This window comes from Roseovarius confluentis (assembly GCF_002917925.1).
Classification (GTDB): domain Bacteria; phylum Pseudomonadota; class Alphaproteobacteria; order Rhodobacterales; family Rhodobacteraceae; genus Roseovarius; species Roseovarius confluentis.
The window spans coordinates 196,774-218,731 of record NZ_PPFE01000003.1; the positions used below are offsets into that span (position 1 = coordinate 196,774).

Genomic DNA, 21,958 nt, shown 5'->3' on the forward strand with positions numbered 1-21,958 from the left:
CGGGGTCAGAGGCTGAAGTCGATGCCGGCGGGCTGAACGAGCGACAGCAGCGCCTGGAAGGATTGCGTCACGCGCAGGGCCATGGCGTGGCCCGCGTCGCTTTCGACGTTCTCGATCTCGCCCGACGCGTCGTATTCCACGTCGATGGCACCAGTGCCCAGGATCTCGATCCGGATGGGCTTGCCCGTCGCGTTGTAGGTAAAGCGCATGACTTGGCCATCCTGGTCGATGATCCGGTCAATCCGGTCCTCGCGGGAATATTCCAGTTCGACGGTTCGCCCATTGTCGTCCGAAGCTTTGACGAGGTTGCCGCGGTAGTCATAGCTGTATTCCGAGCGGGTTGTGCGCTCGGTGCGCTCGTCAAAGGTTTCGACGGAGGCAATCTTGTCGCTGCGCGGATCGTAGGTCAGCCGGGTCTCGACGCCATCCTGCCGCTTCATCGTCATCTGGCAGCGGTCGTTATAGTCGAACTCGGCCATCCGGTCGCCGCGCCGCTTCAGCGTGGGCTGGCCGCAGGCGTGATAGCGCCATTCGGACTCTACCCCGTTCTGCGCGATCAGCTGGCGGGAGGTGTATTGTTTGCCAAAGGCGTCGGCGCTGATCTCCCATTCCTCGCGGCGGGTGCGGGATGGGGTCTCGGCATCGCCGGAGGCGTAGGTCCGTGTTTCGGTGTAGTAGCTTTCCACGACATCGGAATCGCGGATGGGCAGGTCGCCGTAGTCGTAGCGCGTCATCGTGCCGTTACGCTCCACGGTGCGGGCGACGTGGCTGTCGTCCGTGTAGCCGATGCGATAGCTACTATCGTCGGTGTAGAGAATGGCCGTCATGTTGTCGCGCTCATCGTAGTCGAAGCGATAGACGTTGCCTGCCATGTCCCGGCTGCGGATCAGCCGGCCATCGGTATCATAGTTGTATTCGGTGTAAGCTGCCTCGTCGCCTTTGCCCTGGCGCAGGGAAAGAATCCGGCCTTTGGAATCGGTTTCCGCCCGGAACGGGTCGAAACCAACGGGAATGATCTCGCGCAGGTGTCCCTTGGCGTCATAGCGAAGGCGGAAATGATAGGGCTCGCCGTCATTCGTGCTGGCCCGTTCCTCGATCAGGTTTCCCTGCAGGTCGAAGCGCATCATCTTTCGGTTCGACCGATAGTAATAGCCGGCGGTTTCGCGGGTGATGACCGCGCCGGCCTCGCCCATGTCGCGCGAGCGCAGCTCGGTGCCGACGGGGATGTCGGCTGCGGGAACCAGCCCACGCTGCAGCAGGTCTCGGTAGCGCGTCCGGCGCGTTTCGGAATCGCGGGCCAGCATGCTGCGGGCGGCGCGGGCGGCATTGTCCGAGGCAAAACGTCCGGTCCGCTCGTAGGCGGCGAGCATCGTGTCCAGCATCGCGTCGAGGTCGGTATTGGAGCGGTATGGCGACGAGAAGATCTTGGTTGAGCCAGACCCGATATAGGTCAACTCCACGCTGCCATCTCCGAGAATCTGCAACCGGGTCTCCAGTTCGGAGCCCCAGCCGGAGCCGAACCATCCGCTGCCCGAGGCGCGTGAATTGTAGGTTCGCGTCAAACTGTAGGCCCCGTCCCCGAGGTAAATATCGGTGTAGCTGATGTAGAAATTGCCGTTTTTCAGGTTCACTCCGGCTTGCGCCAGCGTGGCGCCAAGGGCGATCAGAAAGGAGGCGGCAAACGATAATAGTTTTAACTTCATACTAACTTTCCCCGGCGAGAAAACGATTTGCACCTTGGGGACCCCGACCGGAACTTGCATGGCAAATGCGGATCGTGTCAATGTCCGCTTCGATTTTTAACGAAAACGGTGCGGTGCGCACCGATGCAGGAACGATGACGGGCCAAGCCGCAGGGATCACGATCGGGGTGACCGGACACAGGCCGAACCGGCTGCCCGCGGGATGGGAGTCCGCGTTGGCGCCCGCACTCGGCGCATTGCTGGACCAGGTGCGGCCGCAGGGCGGATTCGAACTGCTGACCGGGCTTGCGGCCGGGACCGACAGCGCGGCCGCCCGCGCCGCACGGGACCGGGTCGGGCGCGTGCATGCGGTGCTGCCGTTTCCGGCTGCCGTCTATGCCGAGGATTTCGCGCAAAGCGCGGAACGCGACACGTTCGACGCGCTGCTGGCAGAGGCCGACCGGGTGACCGAACTGCCCGGCACACGTGACCGCGCGCAGGCGGCTTATGCGGCGCTCGGTGCGTACCTGGTGCGCCATGCCGATCTGCTGCTGGCGGTCTGGGACGGGCAGGCGGGCCGGGGCCCCGGCGGCACTGCGGACGTGATCGACCACATGCTCAAGGCCGGCCGTCCGGTCCTGCATCTGCGCCCCGGCGCGCCGGCCTCGGAGGCCACGCTGCTACACCTTGCGCCCGGGCAGACCCCGCCGCATGTCACCGAGCGGCCAGTCGCCAGCCTGTCGCCCGCCGATTTCCAGGCGCTGCTGTCCGCCTCCGCCGGGACCTGAACGCTTCACCTCATTGCACCGACCAGAGCCGCCGATGACCAACGCCAACGCTGTTTCCCTGTCCGCCAGAAACCTCGTCATCTGGGCCGTCGACACGTCCGATGACGACCCCATTCTGGCCTTTCTGCGCCAGGCCGTCGAAGGGCGGGGGTTCGTTGCCGTGGTGCGGTCCGCCTCCGCTGCCGAGGCAGGGAACGACCCGGCAGAGATGATCGCGCGGGCGGACTGCATCGTGGCGCCAAAGGGCTGGATGCCAGGCGAGGGCGGGTTGATGGATGCCGTGCCGACGCTGTTTCACGCGGCCCTTCATGCCGGGATCATGATGTTCGCCCGCGCGGGCGACGAGGACCCGGCGCAGATGCCCTGTTTCTGGCGCGGCATGATCGCCCAGAGCCGCCTGCCGCAATCCGATCCGCGCCAGTACCGCACCAACGCCGCCACCGGCATCGGCGCGCTGCTCGACAGCCTGACCGTCGTTACCGACGAGAAAGAGGCCGAGACCGGCTATGCCGCTTTCCAGACCTCGCGCGTGCCGGCTTTGATGCTGCGCCTCGAATACCAGTTGCTGATGTGGCTGACTGTCGGCCGAATTCCGCGCCGGTCCGAGCTGTTCCCGCGGGCGGGTGCCAGGAACCTCGCGCTGCAATCGGACAGCGAACTTGGCGTGTTCGACGTGGCCGGAGCGGCGGCCAAGACCGACCTCATGGCGAATGTCTATGCCCAGAAATACCGCTCGTCCTCGGTGGGCCGCTTCCTTTTGTCGGCCTTTGCCGCCATCGGCGCCGCGCTGATCGCGCTGCTCTATCCAGTTGCCCAAAGCCTGGCGTACGTGATCGAGATCGCCGCGACGATTTCCATCGTCGTCAGTTTCGTCATCGCCCGCAAGCAGGACTGGCAGGGCAACTGGCTACAACTGCGCTTTATCGCAGAGCGCCTGCGACTGGTGGACGGCCTGCCGCAGGTGTCGGGCGTTCTGCTGGCCGGCCGGCGCGACCGGATCGACGAGCAGACGGGCTGGCCCGAGCTGCTGATCGACCGGATCGCCCGGCAACGGCTGGATGTGGAAGCACTATGGGCACCGGGCTGGCAGGCGGAATTCCTGGAGCGGCTGAAGACGCTGACCCGCTCGCAGATCGACTATAACCGGGCCGTCGCCCACCAGCTGTCGCGGATGGACACGCGGCTGGGTGCCGTTGGGATCGTGTTCTTCGTGATGTCGATGAGCCTCGCGGCCACGGCGCTGACGCTCAACTTCACCGCGCCCGAACTGCTAGAGCAATTCCGCGTTCATATCGCCGCCGCGCTGGCGTTCTTCCCCGCCGCCGGTGCGGCACTTTTCGGCATCCGCGTGCAGCTGAACTTCAAGTTCGAGACAATCCGCGCGAAACAGGCATTGCAGCGGCTGGGCACGCTTGAGGACGATATGAAAGAGACCACCGACATCGCGCCGGTCGCGGCACTCGGCCTGTCCTGGCGCCTGGTCGATATTCTGAGCGGTGACCTGCAGGCTTGGAAAGGCGCCCAGACCGCGCGGGCCATGGACCTTCCCTGACCGCTCGCGGCGCGCCTTTGCGTTGACACGGGCGGCGCGGTGCGGTCGAAATCAACCGGAGCAGTCCGAGGAGCAGGCATGCAGACCACGAGCCAGACCGAGGCGGCCCCGGGCCGCGCCCGCGCGATCCTATCGCTGGACGGGGGCGGCGTGCGCGGCACCATATCCGTGGCGTTTCTCAAGCGCATCGAAGCGTTGCTGCGCGAGCGCGACGGCACGCCCGATGCCCGGCTGTGCGACTATTTCGATCTTGTCGGCGGCACCTCGACCGGCGCGATCATCGCCACGACGCTCAGCCTCGGCTACGAAGTGCGCGACATCGAGATCTTCTATCACGAGCTCGCCCCGCGCGTTTTCCAGAAGTCGCGCTTCCGCCTGATCGGGCTGCAGGCGGTGTTCAACGAGCGCAATCTGAAACGCGAGATCGCCACGGTCTGCGGTGACCGCACGCTGGGCACCGAGGACCTGAAAACGCTGGTCGCCATCGTGATGAAACGCATGGATACCGGCAGCGCGTGGATGTTGATGAACAACCCCGAAAGCGCGTTCTGGGAAACCCCCGCCGATGGCAGTTTCATCGGCAACAAGCATTATCGGCTGGGCGATCTTGTCCGCGCCTCGACAGCAGCACCGCATTACTTCGCCCCCGAGGCGATCTCGATCATCGACGCGGAGCCGCCCGGGCTTTTCGTCGATGGCGGGGTGACGCCGCACAACAATCCGGCGCTGGCGCTGATGCAGATGGCCTTCGTCAAGGGCTATGGCCTGAACTGGGCGCCGGGGACCGACAACCTTCTGATCGTGTCGGTGGGCACCGGCACGTTCCGCCCCACGCTCGATGCGGTGCGGGCTCGGCGTATGGCCGCGGCGGGGCTGGCGATCAAGGCGCTGGCCGGCATGATCTCGGACGCGGGCACGCACGTCATGACCCAGATGCAGATGCTCGGCTGCACTGACACACCATGGAAGATCAACTCGGAAATCGGCGACCTGCAGGACACGTCGCTGCTGCCCGAACCGCTGTTCACTTTCCAGCGTTACGACGCCCTGCTGGAGCATGACTGGCTTGAGCGCGAACTGGGCATCAAGCTTAGTGACCGGGCGCTTGAGACCGTGCGCAAGATGGAAGATCCAAGCGGAATTTCCCTGTGTCGCGAGATTGGTGAGGCTGCGGCTGAAAAGATGGTCAGTTCGGAGCATTTTCGTCTGCTCACAGGCAGGGCAAACGTCGAGACAAACACGGCGCGCACATAAAGCGATTGGAAGTCAAAGTCTGCCCAAAGGTGTCTCTTCATAAGGGACTTTTGCATTCATCCGGAGAGTGTAAGTAAAAGATCCGGTGTCACCAGAAGTTATGCCGCGGCGTTGAAGAGGCCGTCGATGAAGGCAATTTCGCTCATGACGCCTGGTTGCTTGTGATGGGCCCTTTGCATTGACCGTGATACCTCGCTCCGCAAGCATATCCCATATGTCCCGGTACGAAAACGGGTAGCGGCAGTACCAGCGCACCGCCCGCAGGACGACCTCGCGCAGAAACCTGTGCCGCTCGAACGGGTTACGCCGGATCATCGCTCCCTCCTTAGCTAGGGTAGAGAGTTCTCTGATGTCCCAACGGTTGATGCAACGGCCCCGCCTCATACGAAGCGAACGTGAATAAATCACGGCCTTGATTGCCCAATGTTTGAAAATCGCTAAGCGTGCCGGGAATTTCGGCAATACTGCCGAAGAATTAACACGTTGGCTTTGCCATTAAAGTACTTTTATATCATATGTTTATGAGGTGAAAATCTAACGCTGCCCAGCCACTCTAGCTCTCCCGCTAAAGGGTGCCTCTATACTTGTCGAATTCATGCGGTTCTGATTGCAAAGCCCAAATCCAGAACGCCTTCACCCATGGGCAAATAGAAATCCTGGTAATATATCGCCTCGCCAATCAGTGGGAATGACAGCACGTTCAGCACCGGAGAGATACCTCCGGCTGGAATGCCACAGCTCTGTGCTACGTGATCCGGAGTCGGCACAAAACTGAGTCGTTGGCGGACCTTTTGGGTCGGCGATTTGTATTTCGCCGCTATCAGTTTTTTGAAGTTGAGCCCATTCAACTTGTCCTGCGGCAATTCGAGAAACTCGGGGAATCTAGAAGTCAACGCGTAGAATTCCGAATAAACATTGATCCCGCCGCTTAGAGCGAAAATGCGGTCTATTTTTGTCACGCTACCGCCGGTCTCGCCTAGCTCTTCATTCCAAGGCCCCTGCTCGAAAATTTCTTTGCGCGATACGATCCGAGTGTGCAGTTCAAGATATTTGTCCGGGCTGTCCTGAGAGGCGACGTAGCGTATGTGCCATGGATCTGAGAGTCGACCATCGAGATCGACGACGACCGAACCGCTACCTCGACGGCGGTCGATAAGACCGTCGCTTGATAAACCGCGCAAAGCTCGCTGCACGGTGCCGAGACTGCACGGGGTATAACGCGCCAGTTCGGCCTCGGTAGGTAACCTCATGCCGGTCAGCCAAAAGCCTTCTGCAATGGCCAGAGTAAAGGCTTGTTTCAACCGCTCATGCTTGGGCTGATTGCTGTCATCGTTCCAGTATCGGTCAATGAAGTCTTCAGTATCATTTGGTTTCGATCGCAAAAATGTCCCTTTCTTCAGTGGGTTGGATGAATCTCATCAAATTATGACAGAGAAACATTGACCAGGCAAGATTACTATGATGTTTTTACTATATAGCGCTTTCCTGAAAACTGGATGGCTGCATTAATTTCTGGGAGGAGAAATCATGCTTAATAACTGGATCACTGCAGCGGCTACAGCTGCCGCAATTGCGGCGTGCGGCAGTGCCGTGTCGGCGTCGGAACGACTTTCCCTGTCCACCTGGGGCAGTCCGAAGCACTATCAGGTCGAACAATTCGTTCCCAAGTTCGAGGAACTGCTTGACGAAAAATCCGGCGGTGAATTTCGTCTTAAGACATTCGAGGCCGGCGAGATGCTGAAACAGCAATTTGTGGCCACGGCAATTCCGCAGGGGACAATGGATATCTCCCTGACCACTCTCGACAACTGGTCGGGCCGGATCTCGGACGTGGGCATCCTGACGACACCGCTGTGGGATCACTCGATGGAGTGGACGTTGGAGAACCTGAAGCCGGGCATGCCGGTCTTCGAGTACTTCAACGATCAACTGAAGGACGAGGGTGCTGTTCTTCTGGCTATGTTCGATATCGGCGCGCCGGTGGTCAGCACCAATTTCGCCATCGATGGGCCGGAAGCTCTAGAGGGTCGCTCGATCCGGGCCTATTCGAAGGGGTCTGCGGAACTTCTGCAATCCCTGGGTGCCGTGCCGACGATCTTGGGGGTAGGCGAGATTTATTCAGCTTTGCAGCGCGGTACGGTCGAGGGTGCAATGGGCGGCCTTGGCGGTGCCGTTGGACTGAAGCACTACGAGGTGACGTCGAACATGTTTGTACCGAATGGCGTCATGGGCACCCTGATCCACGCCTACGTCATGAACCGCGATAAGTTTGAGTCCATGTCGCCCGAGAACCAGGAAATCGTGATGGAAGCGGCGACTGAGGCGCGCGACCACATGCAGCAATACGCGATCGACGCGCTGGCGGATCTGCTGGACGAGGTGCGTGAGAACGGCAACGAAGTCACGGTCGTCGAGCCGGATAGCGAGATGTGGAACGCTTTCGCGGCACAGCTTGAATCACTGACGGACAAGGCGAAAGAGACCTATTCTCCCGAAGTGCAGGCAGTCGTTTCCGGCGCGGCAAACTGAATACGCAAGGCGGGCTGCAGGGCGGCCCGCCAACCCATCACCCAAGAATTTTACCCTTTTTGCGACCTTGCGGAGGTAAGGCCCATGATAAGACTCGCCCAGATGATCGGCTTAGGCATGACCTATGTCTCGCTGGCCCTGATGATATTGCTCAGCGTTCCAATTGCCTATGAAGCAATCGCGCGCGCCTTTGGCGCTCCAACGATTTGGGTCTTCGAAACCACGCTCTACGCATTCATTTTCCTTGGTTTCATGGGAAATGCGTTGGCAGTGAAGTCCGGTGCGCATTTTCGCGTCACTCTGCTTAAAGACGCAATGCCGCATCGTGCATGGCTCTTTAATCTGATCGCGGATCTTTCGACTTTGGCCTTTGCGCTGCTGATTATCGCCGCTGGAGCCTACTTCGTCGCCGACCTAGTCAAAAACGAAGTCGTCTCGGCCTCGCTTTTGGAGGTTCCGCTGTGGATTCCCGCGCTTGCGATCCCGCTCGGAGGCTTCGGTCTCTTCCTGCAAACTTTGGTGAAGGTCATGCAAGGCGACGGCGATCTCGACCTGCATCTGTCGGGGGACTGAACAATGCTTCAAGACTTCTTTTACGATTATGCCGGCTATATAGCGATCTTCCTGCTGTTCTCTTGCATGCTGCTGACCATCCCGGTCTTTGTGTCTATGGGGTTGGCGGCATTTGGCGCAGCCTTGCTGATTGAAGACCCGTTCCTGGCTTTCAAAACGCTGATCAACACGGCGTGGCAGGGGGCGTCGATCTTCGAACTCATTGCTCTGCCGCTGTTCATCTTTACCGGGACGATCATGCAGAGAACTGACGCAGGGCGCGACTTGTTCGAGGTGACGAAGGCCTGGGCCGGGTCGATCCCGAACTCGCTGGGCGTGGCGACGATCATCGCCTGCGGTATCTTCGCTGCAATCTCCGGCTCTTCCGTGGCAACTGCAGCCACCGTCGGACTGGTCGCCATACCGCTCTTGATCGAGGAGAAATATGGTGAGGCCCGCGCCGGCGGTTTCGTTGCCGGAGGCGGCACATTGGGCATCATTATCCCGCCGTCGATCCCGCTGATCCTTTACGGTGTTATCACCGAGACCTCGATCGGTCAGCTGTTCATCGGCGGCGTGATCCCCGGCATGATCATGATGACGCTGTTCATGGCCTACGTGTTCCTGTCGCGTCCCTCGGTTCGCATTGTGCACGACATTCCGTTCGAGGAACGAGTGAAGACGACCTTCAGTTCGCTGGGCGTGGTCATTCTGCCCGTGGTCATCATCGTGGCGATCTACACCGGCCTCTTCACCCCGACCGAGGTGGGCGCACTTAGCGTGATCTACGTGACCGTTCTGGGACTATTTCAGGGACGTCTGAACCTGAGAAAGCTCAAGGACGCGGCCTTGGCAGCTACCGCGACGACCTCGATGTTGTTCATGCTGATCGTCTTCGGCCAATACTTTGCGCACTTTCTGACGTTCGAACAGGTACCGCAATCGATAGCGTCGGCCATCATCGACAATGCAAGTGGTGTATGGGCGATTACTCTGATCATCCTGGCCTACATCGTTCTGGGCATGTTTCTAGAGAGCGCGGCGATGCTGCTTATCTCCATCCCGATCTTTTTTCCGGTCGCGATGGAGCTGGGCATGGACCCGGTAGCTTTCGGTATCTTTGCTGCCATTGCGATGGAGATCGCGCAGATATCGCCACCGATCGGCGTCAATCTTTTCACGATCCACGGCATTTCGAAGATCAACCTGTGGAAGCTGGCACGCGGTGCATTTCCGTTTCTCCTGATCCAGGTCGCGATGCTCTACCTCGTCTATTTTTTCCCGGAGGTTGTCACCTGGTTGCCGGGGCAGATGAAATAACAAACAGAACTAAAGGAGTGCAGTGATGCGCCTAACAGACGAAGAACAGGCCATGTTGGCCGGGGAGATGGGAAAGGCCCAGCAGTGGGCTATTGACCATCAGATCAAGGTAGGCGGGATGTTCGATGCCAAAGATCTGGTTCCCGTCAGCCAAGCCCATATGATGGGCGACCCCGAAGCGGTCGGTGAGGCCGGGGCGGATTTCCTCGAGGGGCTGGCCCGAGACGGTGCCAAAGCGAAAATTCCGACGATCACGGATCCGCGCGGCGTCGACCTGAGCTATTACGAGCCAATGGGTCAGACCGAAGAGATGGCCAGCCTTGAGCGCCGGATCATCGGTGCGCTGGAAAAGATGGGCGTGATGATGACCAACACGTGCATCAACTACCAGACGATCATGCCGCCGATCCGTGGCGATCACGTCGCCTTTGGCGATACTGGAGTGGTGATCTATGCCAATTCTGCCTGCGGAGCCCGGTCAAACTTCGAGGGCGGTCCTTCGGCGCTGGCCGCCGGCCTTACGGGTCGCACACCGCGCTACGGTCTACACCTCGATGAAAAGCGCCAAGCGACGCGCCGTCTGCGCGTCAGCGAACAGCCAAAGGGGCTGACCGATTGGGGTATCCTTGGCGCGGTCGCAGGCAAAACCGTCGGTTCCTACTGGGAAGTGCCGGTGATCGAGGGATTGGAAGTCGTGCCGACCTCGGACGAGATGAAGCACCTTGGCGCGGCGATGGCCAGCTATGGTTCAACTCCACTATTCCACTTGGCTGGGATAACGCCGGAGGCACCGACCCTTGAAGCGGTCGGCGGAGAAAAACTTACAACCGAGGTTCTGGACGCCGATGCCATGAACGCGATGCGCTCGCGCTTTGGAGGCAAGGGTGACAAGCTGGACGTGGTGGTATTCGCGGCACCGCAGCTGTCGCTCGTCGAGATGGAGCAGGTGGCCTCGCTTTGCAACGGCAAGAAGATGAAGGTTCCGCTGTTCGCTTGCGCCGCTCCGCAGGTCTATCCTGACGCACAGCGCATGGGCTTCGTGGAAAAGATTGAGAACGCGGGCGGCAAGGTTCTTGTCGGCACATGTTTCTACAACGGTTTCGCGCGCGAAGTGGGCGAGGCCAATGGCTGGAAGCGGCTGTTGAGTAACTCGGCCAAGATCGTGAACATTCTGGGCGGCTACGGCTACGAGCCGGCGCTCGCAAGCATGGAAGATTGCGTATCTTCCGCAATCGCAGGGGAGATCGTCTAATGATCGTGCTGAATTGCCATAAGGGTATCGGAGAGAGCGTGCAGGGCGAGGCGCTTGTTGCAAAGGATAATTTCTCGGCGCGCTATGATCTGGATAGGATCAAGGGTGTTTTCTCGCGGCCGGACCACGCGCTTGCCGGGCAGAGCTATGACGGCAAAATCCTTGTCATGAACACGTCGAAGGGCGGCGTCGCCTCGGCCTGGATGCTGCACGAGATGAAGGCCCGAGGGGTCACGCCCAAGGCGATCCTGTTCAACACCGCCAACACGATCCTCGCTCAGGGCGCGGCGCTGGCCGGGTTGACCATGTGTGACCGGTTCGAGAGAGGCGACGTCACGGATTTGATTCAGAACGGTGATGTGCTGGAAATTGATCCCGAGGCCGGAACGGTGACGATTACCAACAGGGATTGAATTCTCCCGACACCCGTGGCTGGGGAATCCGAAGTGACATCACGTTACGTTTCGGTCCTCGCCACGGGATTGTTTCTGGCCGGCGAATAGCATCCGTCGCGGTGAGATGGGGCGGATATGCCTCGGTTGTATTCCGAGTCGTTCAGACATCTCGAAACGCCACGCTCGAACCGTGGCCGACAGACCTTTGAGGTCCGACGATTGACCCTATGAAGAGACTTTCCGTTCTACCCGCTGTGGAGTGGCTGCGTGCCAGCACTCGGTCTACTGTAAAGTCCGACATTCTGGCCGGGCTCACCAATGCGGCGATTGTTCTGCCGCAGGGCGTGGCCTTTGCCACGATTGCCGGGCTGCCGCCGGAATACGGACTTTATACTGCGATGGTGACCGCAGTTGTCGCGGCTCTATTCGGGTCTTCAATGGTGATGGTCTCGGGCCCGACGACCGCGATTTCCGCGCTGTTGTTCGCGACGCTGGACGGAATGGCAGAACCAGGCAGTGCGCGGTTCGTAGAACTCGCCCTGCTGCTGACCCTGCTCGTCGGAATCTTCCAAATCATGGCCGGTCTGGCGAGGCTCGGCGGGCTAGTGTCCTTCGTGTCTCATTCCGTGATCGTTGCTTTCACTGCCGCCGCTGCACTTTTGATCGGCGTGAGTCAGCTTGCGGGTGCTCTGGGCGTGTCGATCCAGAGTGGCGGCAACGTCGTCGAGCGGCTGGTGCGCTTGGCCGAGTCGACGCACGAGATGAACATTGTGGCGTTGTTGATTTCCGGCGCGACCTTCGTGACGGTCGCCGTTTTCCAGACTTTTCTGCCGCGCGCGCCAGGGTTCCTTATCGCGCTGTTTGTGGGTGCCGGTCTGGCTGCGACGATAGGTGCCGAGGAAAAGGGGGTCGAGATGCTGTCGGCAATCCCCGCTGCGCTGCCGAGTTTTTCGGCGCCGCATATCACTTGGGCGGACGTGGTGCTGCTGGCGCCCGGTGCCGCGGCCGTGGCGCTGGTAGGCTTGCTTGAGGCCATCTCGATAGGACGCACCTTTGCACTACGGCGGAGAGAGAGCTTCGCTCCGAACCAGGAGATCGTGGCGCAGGGACTGTCAAACACTGTTGGAAGCCTATTCCAGTGCTATGCGGGGTCGGGTTCCTTCACGCGTTCGGGTGTGAATGCGGAGGCCGGAGCGAAAACGCCGCTGTCGGCGATATCAGCGAGCCTGTTTTTGGCAGCAATCCTCGTAGCTTTCGGAGGCTACATGACGGTCATTCCGAAACCGGCGATGTCAGGTTTGATCCTGTATGTCGCGTGGCGGTTGATAGATCGCAAGGAGGTCCGCCATATCGTAACGAAATCACGGCCCGAAGCGGTAATCCTGGTGTTGACGCTGGCTTCGGGGCTGTTCCTGGAACTGGATTATGCGATCTATGTCGGAGTCATCGCTTCGCTTTCGGTGTTTATTTACGAGAGCGCGCATCCTTCGCTTCTGGTCAGCGCGCCGGTTGAGGCGGCCAACGGGCGCAGGAAGTTTCGAAATGCGGTTTTGCTGGGGTTGCCTGAATGCCCTCAGGTCGTGACCGTCCGGCTGGACGGTCCTCTTTATTTCGGATCGGTCGAGCATGTTAAGGCTGAGTGGAAAGCCATTCGCACACAACGCCCGGAGCAGAAGCACGTCATTTTTTACTTGAAGGGGGTCGGCAAGATAGACCTAGCAGGGGCGGATTTTCTGATACACGCGATCCGTGATACCCGCGGCCAGGGCGGTACGTTCCATATAGTTGCAATGTTTCCGCCCTTATTGGAATGCCTGCGTCGCTTTCACGTTATCGAGGAGATCGGCGAGGACCATCTACATATTTCCAAGGGGGATGCCCTGTCATCGGTTATAGTAGAGATATCTCCGTCAATCTGTGCTGTCTGCACCAAGCGGGTGTTTTCGGAATGTGACTACCTCCCGGGCGCAGAGTGAACTGTCACTGGGGAGTGAAAGAACTTGGGGGGCGCATGAAGGTGAAATCTCTCCGGATCAAGCCATGCCAAGTTCACGCTGTGCTGAACCCCAAAGCTCTCCACCGTCGCCGCTAAATCACCTTCTGCCGGATCGTGCGACGCCGGAAATGCAAAAGCTATAGGCCGAACTTGGAGCGCGTCACTCGTTTCGGGAGGCCGCTCTTATTATGGCGCAACTGCCCTTTGTCGCGCGACAGTGCTGTCTTGATACCTGGAAGCTGATCGCGGAATTCTTCACGTACGTTCCAGTGCACGCAGGCCGGACGTGCCTTCATCAGTCCTGCGCGCGCGATGCCGAAGGTAGGCGGAGCGCACCAAAGGCAAGATCCGAGTCAGATCGTAAAGTTATATATAGGTATCAAGGGAGGCTGGCCGATTCGCTCTGGTATATTCTCTGAAATTACGAATTTTCGTCTATTTAAGCTACATCAAGGAGCTTTTTCGAGGGGGGGCGTGGCCGGAGTTTGTCAGTTTGCACGCACGAGTATCGCTTTAAAAAATTGCATATAACTTAAATTCTGCACAAATTTTGCCAGGCTTTGAGTTGGAAGGTGGTCGAAACCTATAAGAGTTTTGTGGGAATCGAATAATACTATATAGAAGAAGGAAAAGGAGACGATCGTATGCAGGAAGCTGAAGTGCGGGGGCGTCGCAAGGCCAAGTATAAACTGGCAAGTGAAATCCTTCTTGATCAGATCGAAAAAGGAGATCTGCGGCCGGGCGATCAGCTTCCGTCCGAAGGTCAGCTGGTGGCGCAGCTTGGATACAGTCTCGGTACTATACAGCACGCGTTGAGGCATTTGTCGGCAATGGGTGCCGTAGTGCGCGTGCATGGGTCCGGAACCTTCGTGTCTGGCGTCCGTCCTCCGGATGAACATCTGCGTCACTTCCGATTCAGGTCGGAAGAAAATGGCGACCTGTTGCCGGTTTTCTTCGAAACCGAGAGCATCGAGCACACAGAGGCGCAAGGCCCGTGGTCCCGTTTTCTGCAGAGCGAGTCAAAAGGATACGTCAAAATCCAGAGGCTGATAAGCGTCAACCGTGAGTTTGAAATTTTCAGTGAGCTTTACCTGCCTGCCTCGCGGTTTCCTGATCTTCTGGCGATGGAGCCGTCAGATCTCGATGGGGTCTCAGTGCGCGACTTGCTTGCCGACAAGCTGAATACGCCCACGGTGCATACTGAGCAAACGATGCTTTGCGGCACATTTCCCCCAAGGGTCACACGACGGATCAACATGCCTTTCGGTGTGACCGGTCTGACTCTGACGATCCGCAGCGAAACGTTTCGTCAGACGCCAGTTATCTGGCAGCGCGCCTTTGTTCCCCCGAGCGACCGAGAGATGGAATTTCTAGACACCGCGCCCAACCCGGCGCGGCGGAAGTAACCGCCGTGGACAAGGCGGGATTGAATAAAAGAAACGAATGTACACAACAGGGAGCTTTCCAATGTACTATCCTCCTCAAGAACGCCATCCCGCAGCATTGCGCACTTTCCGCCAGATGATCCGATCTGCCGTGGCGGTGGTCGCGACGAGCCTTGCGCTGAACGGTCCGGCCATAGCTGCCGACTTCCCGGAAATGACACTTAAGTTCGGCCATCCCTACAACGAGACGCATCCTCTGGCGCAGGGCGCTCAGCGTTTTGCCGATACGGTACAAGAGCGTAGCAATGGCAACATTACCGTTCAGGTGTTCCCGAATTCGACCATCGGGTCGTCCAAGGAGTTGGTCGAGGCGATGCGCGTCAACGTGGTAGACATCGCGCTGGTGCCGACGACCAACGTCGCCAGCTTCTACCCCAAACTCGACGTGTTTTATCTGCCCTTTGTGTTCCGCGATCGCGAGCATGCCTATGCTGTGTCGGACGGCGAGGTCGGCCAATCCATGTTCGAGGACATGAGAGAGAAGATCGGCATTCGAACCCTTGCCATGTACGAAAGCGGGTTTCGTACAATCACCACGCGCGACACCAAGGTCGAAGCACCTGAAGATATGCAGGGCATCAAGTTTCGTGTGATCAACAACCCGCTAAACGTCGCGACGTTCGATGCACTGGGCGCGAATTCAACCCCGATGCCGATATCGGAGGTTTTCACCGGCCTTCAACAGGGCACCGTGGATGGTCAGGACAATCCCGTCGGCAATGTCCGCGCTTTCGGCTTTGACAAGGTGCAGGGCAACATCACCCTTTCGAACCACCAGTGGGCCGGGATCATGTTCCTGATCAATGACGGCAAGTTTGCGGGCTTCGACGAAGCGACGCAGGAGCTGATCGCCAGCGTCGCCAAGGAGACCGAGGCCTGGGAGCGCGAAGAGATCAATCGTGTCGAGGGCGAGTTGCTTTCAGAAATGGAAGCGGACGGTATGGTCGTGACCCGTCTGACCCAAGAGCAGTCCCAAGCCTTTCAGGACAAGATGTCGGCTGTCTGGGAAGAGTACAGCGATCGCCTGGGCCAAGACCTGATCGACGCTGTGGTGAACGCAGAGTAAGCCGGTCCGCCGCTGGAAACACAGGAAGGATTGATTGAGATGAGCGGTCTGAAAACTCTCATGGACTCGACTGAAAAACTTCTGGCGGCGGCCTGCGTCCTGGCCTTTGCGGTAATGCTGGGGCTGGGGGTGCTGACTGTGTGGTACCGGTTCGTCATTCAGGACTCGCTTTCTTTTCCTGACGAGCTGATCCGGTATCTGTTCGTCTGGCTGGTCGCGTTGGGCACGGCCATCGGGTTGCGACGCAATATACACGCGGCCATCGGGGTGTTTGTGCAGCGCCTTCCGGCGCCCTTGATGCGCGGTGCACTTGTGTTCTCGTCGCTATGTGTGATCGGTTTCCTTGCGGTTGTTTTTTACACCGGCTGGCATGCGGCAGAGAGCGCCGCGAGCCAGATATCACCGGCGATGCAGATCCCGCTGATCTGGCTTTTCGCCGCGGCCCCGGCAGGAGCGGCCTTCGGCATCCTGTTCACGCTCGAACAGCTTGTAAAACAGGCAACCCTGCCCTTGGCCGACCTGTCGGCCGACGATCACTGACGCCGTCCCGCGGACGATCCAGGTAAAGGACCAGATCATGATTATCGCATCCATATTCGTAACGCTGGTCGTGTTGATGGTGCTGCGGGTGCCGATCGCGGTGGCACTCGGTCTGGCGACCGTGGCGGGCCTTCTGGTCAGCGGCATCAACCTAGAGATCGTCGCGCTCAAGATCGTGGGATCGAACGACTCTTTCCCCTTGCTGGCGATTCCCTTCTTCATCCTTGCCGGCGAGGTCATGTCCACCGGGGGCATGTCGCGGAGGCTGGTGAATTTTGCGCAGTCGCTGGTCGGTCACATGAGCGGCGGGCTGGGCGCGGTAGCGATCTTGGCATCGAGCTTCTTTGCTGCGCTGTCGGGCTCGAACGCGGCTACGGTCGCGGCCATCGGGGGCGTAATGAACGACCCGATGACGGAGAAAGGCTATCGCCCTGCCTTCATCGCGGCAACGATTGCCGCAGCGGGCGTGACGGGGATGATTATTCCACCGTCGATCCTGCTGATCCTTTACGGTGTGGTCACGGGCGTATCGATTTCCGACCTGTTCCTGGCCGGATTCCTGCCGGGGGTGCTGATCTGTATCAGCATGCTGATCCTGAACTACCTGATGACCAAGCGCGAACCGCAGATCGAGAAGGTTCCTTTCGAGGGCGGCGGGGCAGTGCTGGCGTCGTTCAAATCCGCCTTCTGGCCATTGATGATGCCGGTCATCATCCTGACCGGGATCTACGGCGGCGTTTTTACCCCGACCGAAGCCGCCATCGTGGCAGTGGCCTATGGGCTTGTCGTTGGCCTGGCCTTTCGCGAGCTGAAGGTGAAGGCGCTTTACAACGCGTTCTTCAAGGCGGTGCTGTCGTCGTCGGTCGTGATGTTCATCATGAACAGCGCGCATGTCTTTGCATGGTTGCTGACCATTAACCAGATCCCGCAGGGGATATCGCAGTACCTTGCGGAGACCGCGAGCACACAAGTCATCTATATCCTGTTCGTCAATATCTTCCTGCTGGTGGTGGGTTGCATGATGAACGCCGCCGCGGCGATCGTGATATTTACCTCAATTCTTTACCCGGCTGCGATGACCTTCGGGATCGATCCGCTGGTGTTCGGCATCATCATGGTGGTGAACCTGTCCATCGGGACCGTCACGCCGCCGTTGGGTGTCGACCTTTTCATAGCCTCGGCGATAACCGACGTGAAGATCGAGGATATCGTCCGCAATGTCTGGCCATTCATTTTGGTGCTGACCTTCGACTTGATGTTGATCAGCTATTACCCCCCCCTCTCGACCTTCCTTGTCGAGACCTTCGGCTAGATCGACGCCTCCCAAGCTCAACAGAACAAAAAGCAAAGGACGTAATCCATGTCTGCGACTGACTCTGCCACACCCTGGACCGACATGAACAGCGGGGTCGTGCGCGACGCGATTCCCCTCGATCAGCTCGGCGCCGCGTCAATCACACCTGACGGAGATTTCGAAGCAGGCTCCTACGCGTCCTTTACCCTGACTTACACGGCCGGGCTCTACGGTATCGACGACTCCGGCAGTCTGCGAATCTGTTTCCGGTTTGCATCGGACCAGAGCAATCCGCAGTTCGACGACCCGAAGGGGGCGAACTACACTGTGGTCGAGGCGTCGAATGGCGCTGTGCTGCAGGTCAGATGGGACCCCAAGGCCAATGTGCGTCCGTGGGACCGCACGCTCTGGATCAAGGTGGTCAAGGGGTACCTGACCGAAGGCGAAACCATTACCGTGCGGTTTGGTGTGACCGATCACGGTGGCCCGGGGATGCGGTTGCAGACATTCTGCGAGGACACGTTCGAGTTTCGCGTGTTGGCCGACCCGATCGCGACGTTCAATTTCCAGCCTCTACCGGTGCAGCCGATGATCGCGATCGTGCCCGGTGCGCCGGAACGGTATGTCGCCGTGCTTCCGACCCGGCGGCGCGTGGGGCAGGCATTTGCGTTGAAAATGAAGGGCGAGGATGCATGGGGCAACCCGTCCGACAAGTGCGATACGACGCTGACCATCGAGGCGGACGGCCAGATAGAAGGCCTGCCCGAAACGGTCAAAATGGCACGTGGCCAGCGGGCGACAGTGATCGACGGGCTGTCGGTAACAAATCCGGGCCGTGTTTCGGTCCGCCTGAAGGACGCGGAAGGCTCGGTGGTGGCCGAGACGAACCCCCTGCTGATCGAGGACACCGACCTGATCCATTTCTGGGGCGACATGCACGGCCAATCCGAGGAAACCATCGGCACGGGTTCGGCCGACCAGTATTTCAGCTTTGCCCGCGACTTGGCCTTTGTCGATGCCTGCGGGCATCAGGGCAACGACTTCCAGATCACGGATGCGTTCTGGTCTGAGCTTAATCGCCTAACCGCTACCTATGATCAGCCCGGCACCTACGTGGCGCTGCCGGGATACGAGTGGTCGGGGAACACGTCGCTCGGAGGGGACCGCAACGTCTATTTTCCGACTGACAACCGGACGATCCGACGCTCGTCCCACGCCCTGATCGAGGGCGGCGACGTAAACGGTTCGGACGCACTTACCTGCGAAGCACTGTTCGCGGACCTTGCCGACGCCGGTGAGTGGGACGTGGTGATGTATGCCCATTGTGGCGGCCGTTACGCGGACATCTCTGTTGCGCATGACGGGCGTTTCGAGCGGTCGGTCGAGGTGCATTCGTCGTGGGGTACGTTCGAGTGGATTCTGCATGACGCCTTCCGGCTGGGATATCGCGTGGGGGTCGTCACCAATTCTGACGGACACAAAGGAAGGCCGGGCGCCTCTTATCCCGGTGCCGGCAAGTTTGGAGCGATTGGCGGGTTGTCCTGTTTTCTGATGGACAAACTGGACCGCGAGACTTTGTTGGACTGCCAGCGCAAGCGTCATCACTACGGAACGACAGGTGGCGCAAACGGGCGAATGATTGTGGATCTTGAAGGCCGATTCACGGAAAATGGTCTGCTCTATCACGATGATCCATCGCTGTTTGAGAATGCTGAAGGGACCGTAGCGGATCGCGCGATGATGGGTGATATCGTGCACCTGCCTTCGGGCGAGATGGAACTGTTCGTTTCAATCGAAACAACGGCGCCAATTGAACGGGTCGACATCTTCAACGGTCTGGAACTCGCTGAGACGGTCCGGCCTTATGGCAAAGACGACCTAGGCCGTCGTATCCGGGTTCATTGGGAAGGGGCAGAGTATCGCGGGCGTTTCCGCGAGGTTATCTGGGATGGTTCAGCCGATGTCTCCGGCAACGCGGTCACCGATGCAACGCCACTAAATTTCCTGAACCGGGACAAGTCATTGGGAGTCGATGGAAATAGCTTGTCCTGGAAGGCTCTGACCACGGGGAACTACGGCGGATTTGACATATCGCTCGCCGACGAGGATTCGGGCAGCCTGAAGTTGCAGACGCCGCTGGTGTCCTTCGAACAGAAGATTGCCGAGATCGGATTGGAAGACACGATATATGACGTATCGGGCGAACTTCCGCGCTTCGTGAAAGTGTTCCGCCTGCCGGATGAAAGTTCCCACCGCGCGCTGAGCTTCGCCCGCAAGATCATGCTGAAAGACGATGGGGACAATCCAATCTATATCCGTCTCACGCAGGAAGACGGCACCCGTGCCTGGACCAGTCCAATCTATGTTTACAGGTAGTTGGCGGATTGCAGGTGAGATCGATGCCACAAGGCGCAGCAGACCGGAAGCAAGAAATCAGCCAAGTTTGGCGGCGGAAAATCTTGTCCAGCGTTCTCATCCCGCCTGCGAAGATCTGTGCATGGACATCGCATACCAAAAGTAAACGCAAACAGCCTGAAAGGTGCGGAGACTACAACGCAAAGCTTATTGTTTTGGCCAATGGCAAACTCCACGGGGCGCAATCATGAAATCGGCATCGGCGCGCGATAAAGACTCTATCCTTCCTCTCATCGAGTATGCAGCAACGTTTGAAAGCAGAAATGTACCCGAAGCCGTTTTGAAACATACGGCGGACCTCTTTACCGACACCATGGGGTGCATTCTTGCAGGCAGTAGCGCCAGAGGGATCAATGAATTACGGGAAACATTGGCCTTCTGGGGAGGAAGTGGCCACGCCACCGTTTTTTCGTTCGGGGAAAAAACCAGCCCTCTCTCTGCAGCGCTGATCAACTCGGCAATGGGTCACGCCAACGATTTCGATGATACACACGATGATGCTGTGAACCACGGCTGTGTCACCCTGGTTCCCGCACTTCTGGCTACGTGTGAAGTTTTGAAACCTCCAGAAAGCTTCGGCAAGCCGAGCTGGGTTCGTTCCAGAAAAATCAGCGGCCGAGAGTTTATTGCAGCGCTGGCCATAGGCTTGGATATCTCCAATCGGCTAGGCATGGCCTTTATCCGCCACCTTCATGTGGGCTGGCTTCCGACAACCCTATGGGGGCCATTCGCCTGCGCCGGTGCATGTGGACGATTGTTGAAACTTGACCGAGATTCAATGTCGAACGCGTTCGGCTTGGCGTACTCTCAAATTCATGCAAACAGACAGGGTTTGGTTGACGGAGTTCTGGCCAAGAGAATCCAACCCGGCTTCAGCTCTTCGGCCGGTGTTCAATCAGCATTCCTTGCTGCCGGTGGCATCACAGGAGCGAAGAATATCGTAGACGGTCAGTTTGGATTGCGAGAATTGTATGCGAACGGCCAATGTGACCCGACGCACTTGCTCGACCGCATAGGTCTCGATTTTGAGACCGCGAATGTCAGTGTGAAGCCATACCCCTGCTGCCGTTGCTCCCATCCAGTTATCGATGCGGCCCTCCATCTGAGCGCCAAGCATGGCTTCAAATGGCAAGATATCGAAAGTGGGACGATTTTCTTACCGCCTCAATCGATGGGCCAGATCGGTCACACCTTCGTCATTCGAGATAACCCCACAGTAGATGCTCAGTTCAGTGCGCAATACACGGCTGCACTGGCTTTCACGAAGGGTTGGCCGAAAATTGATGATTTCGAAAAGATTAAAATACTGGAAAGAAAAGATGTTATCGGTCTGGCCAAAAGGTTTTCCGTGGAAGAGTTTGAAATGGACGCCGCCAGCGTTGTTCCCGTTGAAATGGAAATCGTGCTTAAAAACGGAAGTAGTTTCCAAACGCGGATTGCAGAGACAAAAGGCAGTCCGGGCAACCCTCTCACGGAAGAAGAGCTGAACTTCAAGTTTCGCGACTGTCTATTTCAGTCTGCAAAAAGTTTTTCCAGTGCGGATTGCGATAGGATTCTGAGCTGTCTCAACAAAATCCTCGAATTCGACGACATCACTGATGTAATCGAGTTGTTTTGACGGGACTTTTGCATTCGCCCGAAGAGTGTAAGTGCAGGCCCTCGTGTCACCAGAAGTTATGCGGCGGCGTTGAAGAAGCCGCCGATGAAGGCGACTTCGCCAATACCGCCTGTTTGCTTGTGATGGATTTAGCCAAGTTTGATGGTCCGGATTGTTGCTATTTCGCTTAGCGTCGCTTTGTCAGCTCAGGCCCGAACTTCTGAACCCAGCGATACACTTTCGATCGATCAACTGTGATGCCGCATGCTCAACCTCAAAAG

17 protein-coding genes and 1 pseudogene are annotated in these 21,958 nt (G+C 58.5%); 15 read left to right on the forward strand and 3 right to left on the reverse strand.

Features of this window, described 5'->3' with window-relative positions; genetic code table 11:
* Nucleotides 1-5 precede the first annotated feature (5 nt).
* On the reverse strand, nt 6-1,703 hold the full coding sequence (locus C2I35_RS08960; protein ID WP_170067165.1) for an RHS repeat domain-containing protein: 1,698 nt from the start codon (nt 1,701-1,703) through the stop codon (nt 6-8).
* 80 nt (nt 1,704-1,783) lie between these two features.
* Between C2I35_RS08960 and C2I35_RS08965 the strand changes: the two genes are divergently transcribed.
* From C2I35_RS08965 to C2I35_RS08975, 3 genes are all read left to right on the forward strand, one after another.
* On the forward strand, nt 1,784-2,470 hold the full coding sequence (locus tag C2I35_RS08965) for a hypothetical protein (RefSeq protein ID WP_146049992.1): 687 nt from the start codon (nt 1,784-1,786) through the stop codon (nt 2,468-2,470).
* Between the two features lie 34 nt (nt 2,471-2,504).
* A complete protein-coding gene (locus C2I35_RS08970; protein WP_103762697.1) occupies nt 2,505-4,022 on the forward strand; it encodes a hypothetical protein in 1,518 nt (505 codons plus the stop codon).
* A gap of 78 nt (nt 4,023-4,100) precedes the next feature.
* The gene (locus C2I35_RS08975; protein ID WP_103762698.1) at nt 4,101-5,276 is read left to right on the forward strand and encodes a patatin-like phospholipase family protein; all 1,176 of its coding nucleotides are present in this window, start codon (nt 4,101-4,103) and stop codon (nt 5,274-5,276) included.
* 177 nt (nt 5,277-5,453) lie between these two features.
* Here the strand turns inward: C2I35_RS08975 and C2I35_RS08980 are convergent.
* Nucleotides 5,454-5,591 (reverse strand): annotated as a pseudogene (locus C2I35_RS08980) (IS6 family transposase); the annotation flags it as partial.
* A 278-nt stretch (nt 5,592-5,869) separates the two neighbouring features.
* Nucleotides 5,870-6,658: a GntR family transcriptional regulator gene (locus tag C2I35_RS08985; protein ID WP_170067166.1), complete on the reverse strand. Its 789-nt coding sequence runs from the start codon at nt 6,656-6,658 to the stop codon at nt 5,870-5,872.
* 145 nt (nt 6,659-6,803) lie between these two features.
* Here C2I35_RS08985 and C2I35_RS08990 point away from each other — a divergent pair, with 145 nt between their 5' ends.
* The 12 genes from C2I35_RS08990 to C2I35_RS09045 all read left to right on the forward strand — a co-directional run bounded on the left by C2I35_RS08990 (nt 6,804) and on the right by C2I35_RS09045 (nt 21,698).
* Nucleotides 6,804-7,805, forward strand: a complete 1,002-nt coding sequence (locus tag C2I35_RS08990; protein ID WP_103762700.1) for a TRAP transporter substrate-binding protein — start codon at nt 6,804-6,806, stop codon at nt 7,803-7,805.
* Nucleotides 7,806-7,889: 84 nt separating this feature from the next.
* Entirely contained in the window at nt 7,890-8,378 is a 489-nt protein-coding gene (locus C2I35_RS08995) for a TRAP transporter small permease (RefSeq protein ID WP_103762701.1), read from the forward strand.
* A 3-nt stretch (nt 8,379-8,381) separates the two neighbouring features.
* A complete protein-coding gene (locus C2I35_RS09000) occupies nt 8,382-9,677 on the forward strand; it encodes a TRAP transporter large permease (RefSeq protein WP_103762702.1) in 1,296 nt (431 codons plus the stop codon).
* A gap of 25 nt (nt 9,678-9,702) precedes the next feature.
* The gene (locus C2I35_RS09005; protein ID WP_103762703.1) at nt 9,703-10,929 is read left to right on the forward strand and encodes an aconitase X; all 1,227 of its coding nucleotides are present in this window, start codon (nt 9,703-9,705) and stop codon (nt 10,927-10,929) included.
* Nucleotides 10,929-11,342 carry an aconitase X swivel domain-containing protein gene (locus C2I35_RS09010; protein WP_103762704.1) on the forward strand — a complete coding sequence of 138 codons (414 nt, stop codon included), beginning with the start codon at nt 10,929-10,931 and terminating at the stop codon, nt 11,340-11,342. Before C2I35_RS09005 ends, C2I35_RS09010 begins: the two co-directional genes overlap by 1 nt.
* A gap of 209 nt (nt 11,343-11,551) precedes the next feature.
* Nucleotides 11,552-13,300 carry a SulP family inorganic anion transporter gene (locus C2I35_RS09015; protein WP_103762705.1) on the forward strand — a complete coding sequence of 583 codons (1,749 nt, stop codon included), beginning with the start codon at nt 11,552-11,554 and terminating at the stop codon, nt 13,298-13,300.
* 664 nt (nt 13,301-13,964) lie between these two features.
* Nucleotides 13,965-14,726 (forward strand): GntR family transcriptional regulator, encoded by a 762-nt coding sequence (locus tag C2I35_RS09020; protein ID WP_103762706.1) that lies wholly within the window; start codon nt 13,965-13,967, stop codon nt 14,724-14,726.
* Nucleotides 14,727-14,856: 130 nt separating this feature from the next.
* Nucleotides 14,857-15,831 (forward strand): TRAP transporter substrate-binding protein, encoded by a 975-nt coding sequence (locus C2I35_RS09025; RefSeq protein WP_170067167.1) that lies wholly within the window; start codon nt 14,857-14,859, stop codon nt 15,829-15,831.
* 39 nt (nt 15,832-15,870) lie between these two features.
* Nucleotides 15,871-16,371, forward strand: coding sequence for a TRAP transporter small permease (locus tag C2I35_RS09030; protein WP_103762708.1), 501 nt, complete (start codon nt 15,871-15,873; stop codon nt 16,369-16,371).
* A 37-nt stretch (nt 16,372-16,408) separates the two neighbouring features.
* The gene (locus tag C2I35_RS09035; protein ID WP_103762709.1) at nt 16,409-17,683 is read left to right on the forward strand and encodes a TRAP transporter large permease; all 1,275 of its coding nucleotides are present in this window, start codon (nt 16,409-16,411) and stop codon (nt 17,681-17,683) included.
* Between the two features lie 48 nt (nt 17,684-17,731).
* Nucleotides 17,732-20,041, forward strand: a complete 2,310-nt coding sequence (locus C2I35_RS09040) for a PHP domain-containing protein (protein ID WP_211286127.1) — start codon at nt 17,732-17,734, stop codon at nt 20,039-20,041.
* A 226-nt stretch (nt 20,042-20,267) separates the two neighbouring features.
* Complete coding sequence (locus tag C2I35_RS09045) at nt 20,268-21,698, forward strand: MmgE/PrpD family protein (protein WP_103762711.1); 1,431 nt, start codon at nt 20,268-20,270, stop codon at nt 21,696-21,698.
* Nucleotides 21,699-21,958 lie beyond the last annotated feature (260 nt).

Excerpts from the sequence above, each read along its gene's own strand:
- C2I35_RS08960 (WP_170067165.1), bottom strand. The coding sequence starts at position 1,703 with ATGAAGTTAAAACTATTATCGTTTGCCGCCTCCTTTCTGATCGCCCTT.
- C2I35_RS08965 (WP_146049992.1), top strand. The coding sequence starts at position 1,784 with ATGTCCGCTTCGATTTTTAACGAAAACGGTGCGGTGCGCACCGATGCA.
- C2I35_RS08970 (WP_103762697.1), top strand. The coding sequence starts at position 2,505 with ATGACCAACGCCAACGCTGTTTCCCTGTCCGCCAGAAACCTCGTCATC.
- C2I35_RS08975 (WP_103762698.1), top strand. The coding sequence starts at position 4,101 with ATGCAGACCACGAGCCAGACCGAGGCGGCCCCGGGCCGCGCCCGCGCG.
- C2I35_RS08990 (WP_103762700.1), top strand. The coding sequence starts at position 6,804 with ATGCTTAATAACTGGATCACTGCAGCGGCTACAGCTGCCGCAATTGCG.
- C2I35_RS08995 (WP_103762701.1), top strand. The coding sequence starts at position 7,890 with ATGATAAGACTCGCCCAGATGATCGGCTTAGGCATGACCTATGTCTCG.
- C2I35_RS09000 (WP_103762702.1), top strand. The coding sequence starts at position 8,382 with ATGCTTCAAGACTTCTTTTACGATTATGCCGGCTATATAGCGATCTTC.
- C2I35_RS09005 (WP_103762703.1), top strand. The coding sequence starts at position 9,703 with ATGCGCCTAACAGACGAAGAACAGGCCATGTTGGCCGGGGAGATGGGA.
- C2I35_RS09010 (WP_103762704.1), top strand. The coding sequence starts at position 10,929 with ATGATCGTGCTGAATTGCCATAAGGGTATCGGAGAGAGCGTGCAGGGC.
- C2I35_RS09015 (WP_103762705.1), top strand. The coding sequence starts at position 11,552 with ATGAAGAGACTTTCCGTTCTACCCGCTGTGGAGTGGCTGCGTGCCAGC.
- C2I35_RS09020 (WP_103762706.1), top strand. The coding sequence starts at position 13,965 with ATGCAGGAAGCTGAAGTGCGGGGGCGTCGCAAGGCCAAGTATAAACTG.
- C2I35_RS09030 (WP_103762708.1), top strand. The coding sequence starts at position 15,871 with ATGAGCGGTCTGAAAACTCTCATGGACTCGACTGAAAAACTTCTGGCG.
- C2I35_RS09035 (WP_103762709.1), top strand. The coding sequence starts at position 16,409 with ATGATTATCGCATCCATATTCGTAACGCTGGTCGTGTTGATGGTGCTG.
- C2I35_RS09040 (WP_211286127.1), top strand. The coding sequence starts at position 17,732 with ATGTCTGCGACTGACTCTGCCACACCCTGGACCGACATGAACAGCGGG.
- C2I35_RS09045 (WP_103762711.1), top strand. The coding sequence starts at position 20,268 with ATGAAATCGGCATCGGCGCGCGATAAAGACTCTATCCTTCCTCTCATC.